General features: G+C 57.9%; 16 protein-coding genes and 1 pseudogene. 5 read left to right on the top strand and 12 right to left on the bottom strand.

Going from position 1 to position 16,007, the window contains the following annotated elements; translation table 11 throughout:
• Positions 1 to 6: 6 nt before the first annotated feature.
• The 8 genes from hpaI to ACR52_RS15940 form a co-directional block, all read right to left on the bottom strand.
• Positions 7 to 810, bottom strand: a complete 804-nt coding sequence (gene hpaI / locus ACR52_RS15975; protein ID WP_048725972.1) for a 4-hydroxy-2-oxoheptanedioate aldolase — start codon at positions 808 to 810, stop codon at positions 7 to 9.
• A 13-nt stretch (positions 811 to 823) separates the two neighbouring features.
• The gene (hpaH, locus tag ACR52_RS15970) at positions 824 to 1,627 is read right to left on the bottom strand and encodes a 2-oxo-hept-4-ene-1,7-dioate hydratase (protein WP_048725968.1); all 804 of its coding nucleotides are present in this window, start codon (positions 1,625 to 1,627) and stop codon (positions 824 to 826) included.
• A gap of 12 nt (positions 1,628 to 1,639) precedes the next feature.
• On the bottom strand, positions 1,640 to 2,944 hold the full coding sequence (locus tag ACR52_RS15965) for an MFS transporter (RefSeq protein WP_048725966.1): 1,305 nt from the start codon (positions 2,942 to 2,944) through the stop codon (positions 1,640 to 1,642).
• A gap of 71 nt (positions 2,945 to 3,015) precedes the next feature.
• Entirely contained in the window at positions 3,016 to 3,426 is a 411-nt protein-coding gene (locus tag ACR52_RS15960) for a 5-carboxymethyl-2-hydroxymuconate Delta-isomerase (protein WP_048725963.1), read from the bottom strand.
• An 81-nt stretch (positions 3,427 to 3,507) separates the two neighbouring features.
• Positions 3,508 to 4,431, bottom strand: coding sequence for a 3,4-dihydroxyphenylacetate 2,3-dioxygenase (gene hpaD, locus ACR52_RS15955; RefSeq protein ID WP_048725960.1), 924 nt, complete (start codon positions 4,429 to 4,431; stop codon positions 3,508 to 3,510).
• Positions 4,432 to 4,515: 84 nt separating this feature from the next.
• Positions 4,516 to 5,976, bottom strand: a complete 1,461-nt coding sequence (gene hpaE / locus ACR52_RS15950; protein ID WP_048725957.1) for a 5-carboxymethyl-2-hydroxymuconate semialdehyde dehydrogenase — start codon at positions 5,974 to 5,976, stop codon at positions 4,516 to 4,518.
• A 5-nt stretch (positions 5,977 to 5,981) separates the two neighbouring features.
• Positions 5,982 to 6,782, bottom strand: coding sequence for a fumarylacetoacetate hydrolase family protein (locus tag ACR52_RS15945; RefSeq protein ID WP_048725955.1), 801 nt, complete (start codon positions 6,780 to 6,782; stop codon positions 5,982 to 5,984).
• Entirely contained in the window at positions 6,779 to 7,453 is a 675-nt protein-coding gene (locus ACR52_RS15940) for a fumarylacetoacetate hydrolase family protein (protein ID WP_048725952.1), read from the bottom strand. The genes ACR52_RS15945 and ACR52_RS15940 overlap by 4 nt, the downstream gene beginning before the upstream one ends.
• A gap of 206 nt (positions 7,454 to 7,659) precedes the next feature.
• Here ACR52_RS15940 and hpaA point away from each other — a divergent pair, with 206 nt between their 5' ends.
• Positions 7,660 to 8,562: a 4-hydroxyphenylacetate catabolism regulatory protein HpaA gene (hpaA, locus tag ACR52_RS15935; RefSeq protein WP_161799303.1), complete on the top strand. Its 903-nt coding sequence runs from the start codon at positions 7,660 to 7,662 to the stop codon at positions 8,560 to 8,562.
• Positions 8,563 to 8,719: 157 nt separating this feature from the next.
• On the opposite strand, the gene ACR52_RS15930 is transcribed toward hpaA, so the two are convergent.
• Complete coding sequence (locus ACR52_RS15930; protein ID WP_048725943.1) at positions 8,720 to 9,976, bottom strand: OprD family porin; 1,257 nt, start codon at positions 9,974 to 9,976, stop codon at positions 8,720 to 8,722.
• Positions 9,977 to 10,193: 217 nt separating this feature from the next.
• Here ACR52_RS15930 and hpaR point away from each other — a divergent pair, with 217 nt between their 5' ends.
• Both hpaR and ACR52_RS15920 read left to right on the top strand, forming a co-directional pair.
• Complete coding sequence (gene hpaR, locus ACR52_RS15925; RefSeq protein WP_048725940.1) at positions 10,194 to 10,616, top strand: homoprotocatechuate degradation operon regulator HpaR; 423 nt, start codon at positions 10,194 to 10,196, stop codon at positions 10,614 to 10,616.
• A gap of 55 nt (positions 10,617 to 10,671) precedes the next feature.
• Positions 10,672 to 11,286: pseudogene (locus ACR52_RS15920) on the top strand (tyramine oxidase subunit B); the annotation flags it as partial.
• Positions 11,287 to 11,550: 264 nt separating this feature from the next.
• Here ACR52_RS15920 and ACR52_RS15915 read toward each other — a convergent pair.
• A complete protein-coding gene (locus tag ACR52_RS15915) occupies positions 11,551 to 12,402 on the bottom strand; it encodes a DUF6216 family protein (RefSeq protein WP_048725936.1) in 852 nt (283 codons plus the stop codon).
• A 207-nt stretch (positions 12,403 to 12,609) separates the two neighbouring features.
• Here ACR52_RS15915 and ACR52_RS15910 point away from each other — a divergent pair, with 207 nt between their 5' ends.
• Positions 12,610 to 13,512, top strand: a complete 903-nt coding sequence (locus ACR52_RS15910) for a LysR family transcriptional regulator (RefSeq protein ID WP_048725934.1) — start codon at positions 12,610 to 12,612, stop codon at positions 13,510 to 13,512.
• On the opposite strand, the gene ACR52_RS15905 is transcribed toward ACR52_RS15910, so the two are convergent.
• Entirely contained in the window at positions 13,504 to 14,262 is a 759-nt protein-coding gene (locus tag ACR52_RS15905; protein WP_048725932.1) for a substrate-binding domain-containing protein, read from the bottom strand. The two genes, ACR52_RS15910 and ACR52_RS15905, sit on opposite strands and share 9 nt — an antisense overlap.
• Positions 14,262 to 15,566 (bottom strand): MFS transporter, encoded by a 1,305-nt coding sequence (gene tcuC, locus ACR52_RS15900; RefSeq protein WP_048725929.1) that lies wholly within the window; start codon positions 15,564 to 15,566, stop codon positions 14,262 to 14,264. The genes ACR52_RS15905 and tcuC overlap by 1 nt, the downstream gene beginning before the upstream one ends.
• Before the next feature lie 83 nt (positions 15,567 to 15,649).
• Between tcuC and ACR52_RS30925 the strand changes: the two genes are divergently transcribed.
• Entirely contained in the window at positions 15,650 to 15,910 is a 261-nt protein-coding gene (locus ACR52_RS30925; protein WP_152687632.1) for a hypothetical protein, read from the top strand.
• The last annotated feature ends 97 nt before the right edge of the window (positions 15,911 to 16,007 follow it).

Below are 16,007 nucleotides of genomic sequence, written 5' to 3'. Positions count from 1 at the left end.
TCTGTCTCAGTACACGCCGCCGGTAGCACTGGTCGGCACCGGGGAATCTTTAAATTTGCTGGCCAGGGTTTGCAGCCCACGCATCAGCACGGTGGTGTCGACACCGACTGCTACAAAGGCAGCGCCGAGTTCGATATAGCGGCGGGCGAGGGTTTCGTCAGCGCTGAGAATGCCGGCCGCTTTACCGGCCTGCTGAATGCGCAGAATCGCGTCCTCAATGGCAGCTTGCACCTCAGGATGCCCAGGGTTGCCACGATGGCCCATGGCGGCGCTGAGGTCGGCAGGCCCGATAAACACCCCGTCGACGCCTTCCACCGCAGCAATCGCGTCCAGGTTGGCCAGCCCTTCACGGTTTTCAATCTGTACCAGCAGGCACATCTGCTCGTTTGCCAAATCCAGGTAGCCAGGAATGCTGTTCCAGCGCGACGCCCGTGCCAGTGCACTGCCGACACCACGAATACCTTGGGGTGGATAGTGAATGGCGCGCACTAGGTGACGAGCCTGTTCGGCGGTTTCAACCATCGGCACCAGCAGCGTCTGCGCGCCAAGATCCAATACTTGCTTGATCAGCGCCGTATCGCCAATGACCGGACGAATGACGGGTTGGCTGGCATAGGCCGCGACCGCTTGAAGCTGGCTTAACAAACCACGCAGGTCGTTAGGAGCGTGCTCCCCATCAATCAACAGCCAATCAAAACCGGCATTCGCCGCCAGTTCAGCGCAATACGCGTCTGCCAGGCCCAGCCATAGACCGATTTGCGGTGTGCCGCTGGAGAGTCGTTGCTTGAATATATTTACAGGCATATCCATGACAGATTCCTCGTCAGACAAAGCGGCACGAGATGGAACCGAGCATGTCGTAATCCACATGGAAGGTGTCGCCCGGACTTGCGGCCACTGGGCGCGTAAAGGACCCCCCAAGAATGATTTGACCGGGTTGCAGCGTGACGTCATACGGAGCTAGCTTGTTTGCAAGCCAGGCAACGCCTTTGGCCGGGTGGTTGAGCACCGCGGCGGACACGCCGGACTCCTCGATCACGCCATTGCGATACAGCACGGCGGGCACTTTGCGCAGGTCGATTTCAGTCGGGCGCACGGCGCGCCCGCCCATGACCACTCCGGCGTTGGCCGCGTTGTCGGAAATGGTATCGAAGACTTTTCGGGTGGCCTTGGTCTCCGGATCGATTTGCTGAATGCGTGCATCGATGATTTCAAGGGCGGGGATGACCCATTCGGTCGCTTCCAGCACATCGAAAATTGTGCAGTTCGGGCCTTTTAACGGCTTGCCGAGGATAAAGGCCAGCTCGACTTCAACCCGCGGCACGATAAAGCGGCTGAACGGGATGTCCGTCCCTTCATCAAAAAACATATCGTCCAGCAACGCGCCGTAATCAGGCTCGGTGATGTTCGAGGAGACTTGCATGGCGCGCGAGGTCAGGCCGATTTTGTGACCGACGAGCTTGCGGCCATCCTTGATTTTTTGCGCCACCCAGGCCCGTTGAATGGCATAGGCGTCTTCAATGGTGATGTCGGGATGGTCCAGTGAAAACTGGCGCACTTGTTTACCAGAGCGTTCTGCCTGGTCCAGTTGTGCGGCGGCTTGCTGTATCACGCTGGAATGGAGCATGGTCAGGGTCTCTTACTGTGGATTGACGATGGCGGCCTGAGTGCGTAGCACCAGCACTGCGCCTAATGCGATAAATGCTGCGAGTACATAAAGGGCAAGACTTGCGCTTTGCGTGTTGTCGCGCATCCAGCCGATCAAGTACGGGGCCAGGAACGACGCGATGCTCCCGAAAGAACTGATCAGGGCAATGCCTGCAGCTTGCGTCGAGTTGGATAAAAACGCGGGAGGCAACTGCCAGAACATGGGCAGGGCGGCGCTGGCCCCCATGCCTGCGATGATCAAACCAATCATCACCAACATCAGGTTTTGTGGAAGCAGACCGGCGATGGCAATGCCAGTGGCCGACATCAGCAGCGGCACCAATAAATGCCAGCGCCGCTCGCGGTTACGGTCCGAAGAACGTCCGCAGGCAATCATGAAAAAACAGCCTGCCAGGTAAGGCACGGCACTTAGCAGGCCGACCTTTCCATCGCTGCCGATACCGGCACCGTGGATCAGGGACGGCATCCAGAACGCCAGGGTATTCACGGCCAACATGACAGCGAAATAAACCGCCACTAGCACCCAGACTTGTGAGTCTCTTAGGATTCCGGAGAAGGACGTAATGGCTTTGCGTTGTTCTTCGCTGTGCAGTTGCTGACGCAGTTGTGTTTTTTGCGCGTCTGTCAGCCAGCTCACACCTTCAAAAGTGTCCGGCAGGCATTTGAGTACGACAAGGCCCAGTAGGACCACCGGCGCGCCTTCTATAAGAAACATCCACTGCCAACCTCGCAGGCCGCCAAGGTCTTGGAAGGCTTCAAGGATGCCACCAGACAATGGCCCGCCGATGACCCCTGCCATTGGAACGGCAATCGCAAACAGGGCGGTTACCTGGGCGCGCCGGCGCGCCGGGTACCAGCGATTGAGAAACACCAGAATGCCCGGGAAAAACCCTGCTTCTGCCACCCCGAGCAAAAAACGCAGCACGTAGAATTCGATGGCGTCGTCCACGAAGAGCATGCTGGCGGACAAGATGCCCCAAACCACCATTAAAGAGGCGATCCAACGGCGGGGCCCGAAACGGTCCAGAGCCAGGTTGCTGGGCACACCGAACAAGGCATAGGCGACAAAAAAAAGGCCGGCGCCAAAACCGTACACGGTATTGCTGAAGTGCAGGTCGGCACTCATCTGTATCTTGGCAAAGCCAATGTTGATGCGGTCCAGGTGGGCAAACAAATAGCAGATCAACAGCAGCGGCATCAACCGCCAGGTCACGGTGCTGTGAGTGGTGTCCTGCGTGGTGCGCAAGGTGTCAGTTGCGGTATTGGCTGTGCTCATGATTTTGTACTTCTTTTTATATGAGATAGGCACGTGGAGGAGGGCGGCTGTGCAATCGTGATTGGCCGCGCTCAGACTGATTTGTTGAACAAGGGGTGCAGGCTGCTGTGTTTGGCGTCGTAGACTTGCGCTGTGCTTTCGTCAATTTGCAAGGTGATGCCCAGGGGGCGCCGCTTGAGGATTGCGTCTAGGTGCGCGCGCAGCACCGCCAGCAGACTATCGCCTACCGACTGGTGCACGGCCTGGCTACGGCCGGCCCCCATGCGCAGGTTGGCGTAGAAAAAACCGTAGTCGCCTTCGCCGTCAGCGACGGCGCTGTGAGCGGCGGGGTATGCCAGCACACGGATACCTCCGGTTGGGAAAATGGCCTTGCCACTGTCGTCGCGCTGTTCAAGCATGGTGTTTGCCAAGGCGCGGCAGAGCGCAGAAATGTCCGTCTCTTGTTCAAGCTCCGGGGTGTAAAGCAGCACGAGGTGCGGCATGTTGTGTCTCCTGTGTTGTGCTCAAGTGGCGCGCCGTCACCACGCTGTGCGGCACGCATTCCAGCTCTGTGTTGACCCAACTTAAAGTCGGCTGGTGGACAGGACGGCGCTTGGGTTGGCCGCTTGAGCCGGGGGAATGTTGGCGCCGTCCTGCGGAGTGACCGGAAACACCGCATTGATTTGTCCGGTACCGGAAGACCCGAAGTAGGGCGTCAGTACTTCGGCCTTACCGTCATAGTCGCTCCAGCCCAGCGCACCGAGGAGCATAGCTGTGTCATGCATGAAGCCTTCGCCGTGGCCTTTAGAGGCGTATTCAGGAAGCATGCCGCAGAATTCGGCCCACTCGCCGTTCTCCCACATGTTAACCACGCGGTGGTCGAGGGTTTCCAGGAACGGGCTCCAGACTTTGGTGGCGAAGTCGGGCGCCTGGCCATTCTGGGCAAAACGGTGTGACAGCGAACCGCTGGCCAGGAAGGCCACAGTGCCGTCGTAGTGATCTTCAACCGCCTTGCGCATAGCCCAACCCAGACGTGCGCTGTCGCCCAGGAAGTGCGAGGTGCACAGTGCAGAAACCGAGATCACCTTGAAGTCCTGGTCCTTGTTCATGTAACGCATCGGCACCAGCGTGCCGTATTCCGGGCCTAGGGTGGTGGCGTGGTGCGCCATAGTCTCGACCTGGAAACGGTTGCACACTTCAGCGAGCAAGAGGCCCAGCTCCGTGTTGCCGGGGAACTCATATTCCATGTTGCTAATAAAGTGCGGCAGTTCATTGCTGGTGTACACGCCCTTGAAATGCGGGCCGCACAGGACGTGATAATTGGCGTTGACCAACCAGTGTGTGTCGAATACCACGATCGTATCGACCCCCAGCTCGCGGCAGCGGCGGGCGATTTCATAGTGGCCGTCGATGGCCGCCTGGCGAAAACCGTGGCGTGGGCCGGGCAGCTCAGAGAGGTACATGGAAGGAACGTGCGTGATCTTGGCGGCTAATGCCAGCTTGCCCATGATGAGGCTCCTTTCTTGTTGTTGGGTTGTTGCGTGCTGGACTTCTCTGCATGTGTGCGAAGCCAAGCGCGCAAGGAGGTTCGGTTACACGCCCCAGCGCGGGATGTGGTGGTTGCCCATCGAGATGCAGACGTTCTTGATCTCTGCAAAAACTTCGAAGCTGTATTGACCGCCTTCACGGCCTGTGCCGGAGCCTTTCACGCCACCGAAAGGTTGACGCAGATCACGCACGTTCTGGCTGTTGATGAAGACCATGCCGGCCTCGATCCCGCGTGCCAGGCGATGGGCTTTGCCGATGTCCTGCGTCCAGATGTAGGAGGCCAAACCGTATTCGGTGTCGTTCGCTAGTTGCAGGGCTTCGGCTTCGTCCTTGAAGGGAATCAGGCAAACCACCGGACCAAAAATTTCTTCCTGGGCGATGCGCATTTTGTTGTTCACATCAGCGAAAACGGTGGGCTGAATGAACTGACCCTTGGCCAGATGCGCAGGCAGGTTCGCCGGGCGTTCAAGGCCACCTGCAAGCAGCGTGGCGCCTTCTTCCAGACCGATTTTGATGTACCCGGTGACCTTGTCGTAGTGGGCCTGGGTGATCATCGAGCCCACTTGGGTTTTCGGATCTTGCGGGTCACCGACGATCAGGCGTTTGGCCCGTGCTGCGAATTCGGCCACGAACGCGGGATACACGCTTTCCTGAATGAAAACCCGGCTGCCGGCGGTGCAGCGTTCACCGTTCAACGAGAAGATGGTGAACAACGCCGCGTCCAGTGCGCGTTCCAGATCGGCGTCTTCGAAGATCACCACGGGGGATTTGCCACCCAACTCCATCGAATACTTCTTCAGGCCGGCGGTTTGCATGATCTTCTTGCCGGTGGCGGTACCGCCGGTGAAGGAGATGGCGCGCACGTCCGGATGACGGACCAGTGCGTCGCCGGCAGTGGCGCCGTAGCCCTGAATAATGTTGAGTACGCCATTGGGAATACCGGCCTCGACTGCTAGGCGCCCCAGTTCGTTGGCGGTCAGCGGTGACAGCTCGGACATTTTCAGTACGGCAGTATTGCCCAGCGCCAGGCAAGGGGCCGTCTTCCAGGTCGCGGTCATGAACGGCACGTTCCACGGCGACACCAGACCGCACACTCCGACCGGCTGGTAGAGGGTGTAGTTGAGCATCTGGTCATCGACCGGGTAGGTATGACCGTCCATCCGTGTGCACACTTCAGCGAAGAAATCGAAGTTGTGGGAGGCGCGTGGGATCAACACATTCTTGGTCTGATGGATCGGCAACCCTGTGTCCAGCGTTTCCAGCTCTGCCAGGTGCGGAACGTTCTGCTCAATCAACTCGCCCAGTTTGCGCATCAGCTTGGCGCGTTGCGCTGCCGGGGTATTTGCCCACTTTGGGAATGCTTCCTTGGCGGCTGCGACGGCTTGCGCGACTTCTTCGGCACCGCCGCTGGCAACCTCACCAATAGCTTCGCCAGTCGCCGGGTTGTAGTTGATGAAAACATCTTTGCTTTCAACTTCGCGGCCGTTAATCCAATGCTTGATCATGGTGTTTACGCCTCTTGCTCAGCGAGCTTCTTATTCTTGAGAATTTGGTGGTTGAAGAATTCCGCTTCGCTGACAATTCGGTTGACCAGGCGGCCCACGCCTTCTACTTCCACGATAACTTCATCGCCAGGGACAACGTCGGCAAGCCCTTCCGGGGTGCCGGTGGCGATCATGTCGCCCGGTTGCAGCGTCATGAAGCTGGACAGGTACTCGATCAAGTAAGGGATGTCGAAGATCATGTCCTTGGTGCTGCCTTCCTGGCGCAGTTCACCGTTGATCCAGGTGCGAAGTTTCAAGTTTGAGGCGTCGGGTACGTCAGCGACATCAACGATCCAGGGGCCAACGGGAGTGGTTGCGTCGCGGTTTTTCACGCGCAGGTTCGGGCGGTAGTAGTTTTCCAGGTAATCGCGTATCGCGTAGTCATTGCACACGGTGTAGCCGGCCAGGTAATCCAGCGCATCTTCGCGCTTGACGTTGCGCGCAGGTTTACCGATCACGGCAACCAATTCGCACTCGTAGTGCATATACGCAACGTTGTCCGGGCGCCACGTGATCTGGTCATGGCCGGTGTAGGTGCCCACGGATTTAACAAAGGCGAGCGGTTCTGTGGGCGGGGCGAAGGCCAGTTCCGCAGCATGGTCGGCATAGTTCAAACCTAGGGCGAACATGCTGCCGGTGGCGGGCGGCAGCCATTCGGCGTCGCTGGCTTGTATGCGTCGACCGTCTGCGAGGTGGAGTACATTGTCCTCACCCTCGACCGTCGCGAAATGAATGTCGCCTTCAAAGCGGATACGTGCGTGTCTCATACAGATGCCTCCTGCTCGGCGACGATGTGATTGATCAGGCGACCCAGCCCGCTGATCTGGACTTCGACATGATCACCCGGCAGTACATCGACTCGGCCTTCCGGTGTGCCCGTGATTAACACGTCACCGGCGTACAGGGTCATGAATTCACTGATTTCAGCGATCAACTGCGGGATGCTGCGCACGAAGTTTGCGGTCGAGTTTTCCTGGCGCAGTTCGCCATTGACCAACAATTTCAGGCTCAGGGCGTGCGGGTTTTTTACTTGGTCGCGGGGAATCAATTCAGGACCGATCGCGCAGAAACCGTCACGGCATTTGGCCTTGACCGCGGGACGGTAGTAACTGTCTTCCGGCAGGCTGAACTCATTGATGATTGTGTAACCGGCAACGTAATCCAGCGCCTGTGCTTCACTGACGCGGCTTGCATTTTTCCCGATCACCACACCCAGTGCCGGACCAGGCTGCAGGTGTTTGACGCCCGCAGGGTACGTTACTGCCTGATCATGACCATTACGCGTGTTGGGGGTCTTGATAAACAACACCGGTTTGACAGGCGGCTGCTTGTACGGCGCTTCGTGAAATTGAGCGAGGTGCTGATCGACCAAACCCTGGTAGTTCAGCGCAACACCGAACAGGGTGCCGGTCGCAGTGTCAAGCAATGCACGGCTCATGCTTTTCTCCTGGCAGTGGCGGGGCACGGGTGGCTCCGCCTTAATTGTTAATGTGTTAACGTTATAATTAATATGTTAACAATCGTCAAGGCCTGTCCCTGTGGCGAAAGTCTCTTTGCAGGCGCAACATGGACGGCGTTGCAGGCCACACCGACAAAAATAATGAGTGAGTACAGATGAACGATCGTCACCCGATCCCGATCCCGATCCCGATCCCGATCCCGATCCCGAACATCAACATCGGGCAGGTCTATGACCAGCGCTACAGCGACAGCGAGGTGCATTACGACAAGCTTGGCAACCTCGCCGGCTTTTTTGGTCGCAATATGCCTGTCCATCGGCACGATCGGTTTTTCCAGGTGCACTATGTGAAAAGCGGTGCGGTTCGCGTGTACTTGGACGATCAGCAGTACCTGGAGTCGGGCCCGATGTTCTTCTTGACGCCGCCGACGATCCCGCACTCGTTTGTCACAGAAGCCGATAGCGACGGGCATGTGCTGACTGTGCGTCAACAACTGGTTTGGCAATTGATTGAGAGTGATCCAGGTCTGGCACCGTGCCCGCAATTGGCGGCGGCGTGCGTCGCACTTGATCGTCTTGCACCGGAGTATCAAGGCGAGGCGCGGCGACTGGCGTTTTTGTTCGACGAGTTGCGCGTCGAGATGAGCGCCACGACGGCGGGCCAAAGCGCGGCGCTGTTGAGCCTTACGCGCCTGATCATGCTCAGCCTGTTGCGCCTGTGCGCGAACTCTTTGGAGGCAACGCCCGCTCGGCATGAGGATATGCAGATTTTCCATCGCTTCAATGAGCTGATCGAAGCCCACTACCTCGAGCATTGGGCACTGGGGCGTTATGCGCAGGCCATGGGGGTCACAGAGGCAAGGCTGAATGATGTGTGCCGACGTATCGCGGACTTGCCCTCCAAGCGGTTGGTGCTTGAGCGGGTGATGCAGGAGGCCAAGCGCTTGCTGCTGTTTACACGGGGCTCGGCAAACGAAATCTGCTTTCAGCTGGGCTTTAAAGACCCTGCTTACTTCAGTCGTTTTTTCCAGCGCTACGCACAGATGACTCCGGGGGAGTATCGGCAGCGTCAGTCTGGTTTGCGCTAGCGCTAGCATAGGTCTGTTCCGTCTTCATCCGATCAGCGGCGAAAAAAACCGCGCAGGGCGCGGCTGAAGAAAGAGAGACCCATGCTGATGGATTTTGCTTGGCGCGAACATGCGCTTTACGATGTATCGATTGCACTTTCCATCAGGTGGCGCGGCCTTAGAACAGTGGCAGGTTGTAGCCCACGATCAGCCGGGTTTCGTTGATGTCAGTTGTCAGGCCGCTACCGGAGCGCAACGTTGCATTACGCAGGCGCACGTTCAGGTTTTTGAACGTTCCGCTCTGTACCACGTAGCTCAAGTCGGTATCCCGCTCCCGCTCAGTTCCGCCGCTGACTCGGTTGGTCTCGATGTGTGACCCGCTCACGTACCGGGTCATGAAGGTCAGCCCCGGCAGACCCATAGCGGCAAAGTTGTAGTCATAACGTAGCTGCCAGGCGTCGGTTTCGGCTTTGGTGAAGACGTTGATGGTCACCAGATTGACTGAATAGGGATCGAGGCCTGGGTAGGCAAAGTCTCCCTGGCCCGACAGGTTCTGATAGCCCACACCGAATCGATGACCGCCGATGCTCAAGCTTTCCATGCCATTGAAAAAACGATTGTTGATCCGCCCGCCATCCACGCGCGCAGCGGAGCGCAGGCGGTGTTCGCCGTCTTCATGGGTGACGAAGTAACGCAGGTCCGAGCGCAGGCTGATCCCGGCGCCCAGCGGCAATTCGTGGGTGAAACCGACGAAATCCTGGCTGTAGATTTCCTTCATGCGCGCATGGTAGTAGCTCGCGGTGAGGTTGGGAGTCACCGCGTAGGCGCCGCCGGCGAGGTCCAGATAGCGTGTGTCAACGCCTGCGTAACTCATCGAGTCGTTGCTGCTGGAGTCGCGCAGGTTTTGTTGTTCCAGACGGCCCAGATTCAAGGTCAAACCGTCGAACTCTTTGGAGGTAATGAGTTCGCCGCTGTAGGTTGACGGCAGCAGGCGGGTGTCATTGAACGCTGCCACCGGCAGTTGCGGTTGCAAGGTGCCGATTTTCATGACTGTCTGCGAGTAACGCACTTTTCCGGTCACCCCCAGCTCGCTATAGCTGTCGGGAGCCCTGCCGCTATCGCCGTAGGGCAGCAGGCCGGTGCCATGGTGGTCCGGGCTTGAATCGAGCTTCAGGCCCACTTGGCCCAACGCATCCAGGCCGAACCCCAGCGTCCCGTCGGTAAAGCCAGACTCGAAACGCAGTACCAGGCCTTGAGCCCATTCGGTGGCTTGGCTCTGTGGAGCATTCGCCTGACGATAGTCGCGGTTGAAATAGTAGTTGCGTGTTTCAAGCGTGGCTTTGCTGTCTTGGATCAAGTCGGCAAGGGCGTGGAGCGGAAAGGCTGTTGTGCACAGGCTCAATGAGGCCAAAGCACTGCGGGTGCTGACGCGCATGAGGGTGATTCCTTGTTATTTTTATTGGGATCGTTAGCAGGAGCTATGCGGGCTTCTTTGTGTCGTTAACATATTATCGATATGACAAAAAAGCAAAGCCTTCCTGCAACATCTCACGCGGTTGGATCTACGGTTCCCCGCAAGACTTATCGTGCACCGGTTGCACCTGCGGGCTGTCGACCTTAATCTGGCGGTTCTTCCACTGCGCGCACATGAAATGGCCAATCCCAGACCTTCTCTGACCCTCACATTGCTCCAGGCACGCGAGGCCGCAATGGCCTTTTTCCGTCCAGGGCTCAACGAGCATGATCTGACTGAGCAACAATGGCGGGTGATCCGTATATTGCGTCAGCAGGGTGAGCTGGAAAGCCACCAATTGGCCAATCAGGCGTGCATCCTCAAGCCCAGCATGAGTGGTGTGTTAAAGCGTCTTGAGCGCGATGGTTTAGTGACGCGGCGCAAATCTACCGAAGATCAGCGGCGTATTTTCCTCAGTCTTACGGTGCAGGGGCATCACTGCTTTCTCTCTATGAGTGACGGCATGGAGCGCGGCTACCAGGAGATACAGCGACAGTTCGGTGAGGACAACATGCAGCAGCTGCTGGCGCTGCTTGGCGAGCTGAAAAAAATCAAGCCTTGACGCGGCATCTTGGCAATCGAAGCTGCCGGCGACCCTCTGTTACGTCGAGATAACCATGACGAACAATACGAAGATCGATTTTATTTATCTTTCTGAGCAGGACATGATCCGCGCCGGCGTGACCGATATGCGTGCTTGTGTCGATACCATGGAGGAAATGTTCGGTCTCCTGCATCAGGCGATTACCGAATGGCCGGCCCTAACAACGACTCGCACGGCGCGATGGTGACCTTTCCCGAGAGTTCACCGTTCCCGAGCATGCCCAAACCCGCGGCGGATCGTCGGTTAATGGCAATGCCCGCCTACTGGGCGGAAGTTTCTGCACCGCGGGCGTGAAGTGGTATGGCTCGAACATAGCCAATCGAGACAAAGGACTACCACGCTCGATTCTCATGTTTACCCTGAACGATCCGGATACTGGGGCACCCCTGGCGTATATGCCGGCCAACGTGCTGTCGGCCTACCGTACGGGGCGATTCCTGGCGTGGGCGCACGTCACTTGGCACGTAAGGACTCAAAAGCCTTCGGTCTGTCAGGCCCGGGTGTGATGGGCAATACACAGTGTCAGCATTTATGGCTGTTTGCCCTCAAATTGACACGCTCAAGGTCAAGAGGCTCGGGCAAAAAAAGCCTCGACGATTTCATCCGCGGGGTCCGCGAAACCTCGCCGGTACTGAGCCGAGCCATTCCACAACCCTACCGAACAAGGTGTTTAAGTATGACCACAATTACCAAACTCAAGGCCGGTTCAAAGTTCGAAAAAAACGCCAGTTACTTGCGTCTAATGTGGCCCAATATTATCTAGGTGTGGCGGACCTGTTCGGAAAATTTAGGAGTCCAGTGGGCGGACTACCTCTCCGCCATTACATAAAAAAAGCCCTGTCGCTGAACAAGCTACGGGGCTTTTTCGTTTCTGGTGTTTTATCTCGGGCGACTACAGCGGCCGTCCCTGGTTGGTCAGCCATTGTTTATAGAGCCTGCGGCCGACTTCCATTCGCGCAATCAGGATCACCAGATAAATCATCCCTGCCATCGACACGAGTACCAGCGAAAACAATAGCCCGCGTTGTTCGCTCAGGCCTTCGCTTACGTATTTGCTGTAGTTCTTGTCGAGGAAAAACGAGCAAATAATGTCGAGTTTCTCTTCCGGTAGTCCCGGGAGAAGGAAAGGTTTAAGCGACTCGGATGAGCGACAGTGTTCTACCTTGAGGACGCTGTCAGACCAGATGCCGAACTTCACGTTATCTTCTGATAGATAAAACGAGGGGGCGTCCGGAGAGTTTTTCAGGGACACCATCAGATACTTGGATTCAATCAGCGGAACGGCAATCGTCACGCCCGCCAGAAGCACAATGGCGAGAAAGAAAAAGCAGTTGATGCGCCATTGCGCAAACCTTCGGGTAATGAAGCGCAAGGTGGTGAAGTCGCTCCAGTCTACGTAGCGCTTCACGCGGCCAAATTCGCGTGGAGTGAACCCGTTGTCGTACACCCACTCTTCGGCCAGATCCGCTTCATGCAAGGTGTTTGCAGGGATGTTGAATTCGTAGCGGTAGTACTCCAGTTCTCGCAGGTCTTTGCGCATCCGCTCAAAACGTTTGGTTTCGAAATGAGGCTTGCCACCAAAAAAACGCCATATCCAATCGCGCAGAAACAACAGCGACCCGGAGCGTCGGTAGATGAAACACAGCAGCCACACAATGGCGACCAGGGTGGCAATACTGGTGAATGCTGCGAGGTTTTCCACGTACCAGGTCAGAGGTGTACTTTTTACAATAGGTTCGGCCATGGCTGGGTCCTTAGTCATAGAGTCGAACGCCGGATTCTAGGTAACTAGGGCAACCGTGTCTTTACCCCAGAAAAAACCAGAAGAATCTGACGGTGCTCTCGGAAACCCGCCAGTCCTCAACTGCCATTTTCTGGCGACGCTCTTGCATAGCTTCCGATTACCGCTCGTACGATAATGCCCCCTAAATCGACCACACTGGCGGCCCCCGTGATCATCAACTTCGACCTCAACGACCTCCAGGCCTTCCGTGCCGTGGTAGACAAGGGCAGTTTCCGTGGCGCCGCCGAGGCCATTCGCATCTCGCAGCCGGCCCTCAGCCGACGCATCGAGAAGCTTGAATCCGCGCTGGATGTGAAGCTGTTTGAACGCACCACGCGGCGAGTCAGCCTGACCATGGTCGGCCGCGCCTTCTTGCCGCAGGTCGAGCGCATGCTCGATGACCTCGACGTCGCCCTGATGGGTATCAGCAACGTCGCGTCGACGCGCATGGGCAACGTCACCATCGCCTGCGTGCCGTCCACCGCGTACTACTTCATGCCCCATGTGATCTCCGAATTCCACAAGCTGTATCCGAAGATTCGCCTGCGCGTGCTGGATGCCAGTGCGGGGGAGGTGTGCAATGCGGTGGAAAGTGGCGAGGCGGATTTCGGCGTGAGTTTCAGCGGCAGCCTGGCCGATGAGGTGGAGTTCGAGCTGCTGTTGCAAGAGCGTTATGTGCTGGCCTGTCGGCGTGATCACCCGTTGGCCGGGCGCGACAGCGTGACCTGGACCGAGGCCTACGAGCATGATTACATCGAGGTGGACAAGACCTCGGGCAACCGCTTCCTCCTGGACCAGGCCCTGCGCGGGGTTCGGGTGAAAAAACCGAGCATTTGCGAGACGCACCACGTGACCACGATGATCGGGTTGGTGGAGGCGGGGTTGGGGGTGGCGATGGTGCCGTCGATTGCCATGCCGGCTTCTGAACACCCGATTCTGGTGAGTGTGCCGCTGGTGGAGCCGCAGGTGATGCGCAACGTAGGGTTGATCAAGCGCCGCGGGCGGACGTTGCCGCCGGCGGCGCTGGAGTTGGAGCGATTGGTGCGGGAGATGCCGTTTCGGTCAGCGTGACACCGAGTCCAGCCCGGTGGATTGCACCACCGGTTGCGCCTTGGGCGAGGCGAGGAATTGCAGCAGCGCCTTGGCTTCGGCCGGGTGTTCGGCGTTAACGGGGATGCCCGCCGCAAAACGCGTCACCGACTGCACGTCTTCCGGGATCTTGCCGACATACGTCACGCCCGGTACCGGCAATAATTCCGCCACCTGCTGCAGGCCCACTTCGTAATCACCCTTGGCGACCTGCTCGGCCACCGGGATGCGTTCGATCATGGTGCCCTTGGCCGGCATGCCGAGTTTCTTGAACAACTCCTTCTCGACATACACACCGCTGGCGCTGTCCGAATACGCCACGGACTTGGCCTTGAGCAGCACGGCCTTCAACTCGGCGTCGGTACCGATTGCGGGTTTGGCCGAGCCTTCCTTCACCACCAGGCCGATCCGCGAATCGGCCAGTTCCACGCGAGAAGCCTTGTCGACCTTGCCCTGTTTGATCAGGTCATCCAGTGCGTAGCCGACCATGATCACTACGTCCGCGTGTTCGCCACGGGCCAGGCGGTTGGGAATCGCTTCCGGCGCCTTGCCCATCGACGGGCCGAGGATCGTGTCGAGGGTGTCGCCGCTGCGCTTGGTATATTGCGGTCCGAGCAGTTTATAGGCAGCAGTGAAGCCGCCGGAGGTCATCACCTTGAGCTCTTCGGCCTGAGTCGTCAGCGCCAGGGCGCCGAGGATCAGCGCGGTCAGCGTTTTGAGAGCGGCCTTCATCACACCGCTTCCTGCATGACCTGCCCACGGCTGTTGGCCCGGCGGTACAACGCCAGGGTTGAGCACAGGGCGCACAGCGCGGCAAACATCATCCAGTAGGCCGGCGAGGCCTTGTCTTCAGTAATGTGGATGAACCAGGTGGAGATCGCCGGGGTGAACCCACCGAACACAGCGGTCGCCAGGCTATAGGCCAGGGAGAAGCCTGCCACGCGCACTTCCACCGGCATGATTTCAGTCAGGGCCGGGATCATCGCGCCGTTGTACATGCCATAGAGGAAGGAGAACCACAGCAGGGTTTCCAGCATATGGGCGAAGCTCGGCGCGTTCACCACGTAGGACAACGCTGGATAGGCAGTGAGAACTGTCAGCGCGGTCATGGCGACCAGTACCGGTTTACGCCCAAAGCGGTCGCTTAGGGTGCCGCCAATCGGCAGCCATACAAAGTTCGACACGGCCACCAGCAAGGTCACCAGCAGAGCGTCGGAGGTACTCAATTGCAGCACGGTCTTGCCGAAGGTCGGCGCGTACACGGTGATCAAGTAAAAAGCGGTGGTGGTCATGGCCACCATCAACATGCCGCCAATGACCATGGTCCAGTTTTTCATCAGGGTCGCCATGACTTCGCGCATGGTCGGGCGATGCTTGCGGTTGGCGAACTCTTCGGTTTCCTGCAGGTTGCGACGCAGCACAAAGATAAACGGAATGATCACGCAACCGACGGCAAACGGAATGCGCCAGCCCCAATCGGCGACAACGGCCGGTTCCATCCACACGTTCAGGCCATAGCCCAGCGCAGCGGCGACCACGATGGAGATCTGTTGGCTGCCCGATTGCCAGCTGGTGTAGAAGCCTTTGCGGCCCGGTGTGGCCATTTCAGCCAGGTACACCGACACACCGCCCAGTTCCGCACCGGCCGAGAAGCCTTGCAACAGGCGGCCCAGCAGCACCAGCAACGGTGCCCACAAGCCAATGGTGTGATAACCGGGCACCAGCACGATCAGCAACGTGCCGCTGGCCATGATCGACAGTGTCACGATCAACCCTTTGCGGCGACCGACGTCATCAATATAAGCACCCAGGATCACCGCACCCAATGGCCGCATCAGGAAGCCTGCGCCGAACACGGCGAAGGTCATCATTAATGACGCAAACTCATTAGCGGCGGGGAAGAACGCGGCAGCGATGTAGGTGGCGTAGAAACCGAACAGGAAGAAGTCGAACTGTTCGAGGAAGTTGCCGGAAGTAACGCGGAAAACCGCACCAACTTTCGAGCGGGCAGAGGCAGGCCGAGTAGGGCTATTCATGGTTTTGTGTCTCCAGCGTTCTTTTTAAAGTGCTTGTTTCGCTTAAGACCGAGGATAGTGGCTGACACATTTAGAAATGATAAGTGAAAAATTTGGATGTATTGATGTGTTTTGGTTATCAATCTTCAAGCCCGACCAAAATGCCTGCACTGTTCTATGCTGAGCAGGTGACCAATTCTTACGGATGGGAGATGGCAATGGCTAACGAACACAAGCAGCGGGATGAACCGGAGCGTGCGCAGCCAGGACAGCGGCACGAGGAAGAAAAACCGCAAACCTGGAAACATCCGGACGACGGCACGGAGCTTTCGGAACGGGATCAGGAGCGCCCGCTCAAACCTTGAGCGAAACTCCAATCGTAGGAGCCGGCTTGCCGGCAATGGCGATCTTGAAAACGCTATCGTCGGCAAGCCGGCTCCTGCAGGTTCTGTGTACACAACC

Source organism: Pseudomonas fildesensis (assembly GCF_001050345.1).
GTDB lineage: Bacteria > Pseudomonadota > Gammaproteobacteria > Pseudomonadales > Pseudomonadaceae > Aquipseudomonas > Aquipseudomonas fildesensis.
The sequence above is the reverse complement of the archived record's forward strand: the minus strand, read 5'-3'. Positions and strand labels throughout refer to the sequence as shown.